This window comes from Aeromonas sp. HMWF017, assembly GCF_003061465.1.
Lineage (GTDB): Bacteria > Pseudomonadota > Gammaproteobacteria > Enterobacterales > Aeromonadaceae > Aeromonas > Aeromonas veronii.
Genome location: NZ_QAJD01000162.1, coordinates 1 through 516, shown reverse-complemented (window position 1 = coordinate 516; position 516 = coordinate 1). Strand labels below are relative to the sequence as shown.

Here is a 516-nt window from a genome sequence, read left to right as displayed (position 1 = left end):
GGATCACATGACCAAAGGGGTTACCGGCGGTGCGGTAAATGGTCATCTTGCCGTCTTTGTCCGGCGAATAGAAGATGTGGCTGTGACGGGCGGCGCGCACCGCATCGATGGCGATACGGGTATTGCCATCGGTGCCGTTCTTGAAGCCAACCGGGCAGGAGAGGGCCGAAGCCATCTCGCGGTGTACCTGGGATTCGGTGGTGCGAGCGCCGATGGCGCCCCAGGTGATGAGGTCGGCAATATACTGGCCGGTCACCATATCGAGGAATTCGGTGGCGGTGGGCATGCCGATCTCGTTGATGTCGACCAGCAGTTTGCGCGCCAGTTTCAGCCCTTCGTTGACATCGAAACTGCCATCAAGGCGCGGGTCATTGATCAGCCCTTTCCAGCCGACGATGGTGCGCGGCTTCTCGAAGTAGGTGCGCATCACGATGCAGAGACTCTCTTTATACTGCTCGCGCAGGGCGTTGAGGCGCAGGGCATACTCGCGAGCAGCAGCGGGATCATGGATAGAGC

At 60.1% G+C, this 516-nt stretch carries 1 protein-coding gene; it reads right to left on the bottom strand.

The genetic code is table 11. From position 1 onward, the window contains the following. Nucleotides 1–516 (bottom strand): 3-deoxy-7-phosphoheptulonate synthase (locus tag DBR30_RS22515; protein ID WP_375135859.1); only part of this gene is annotated, 516 nt, incomplete at both ends.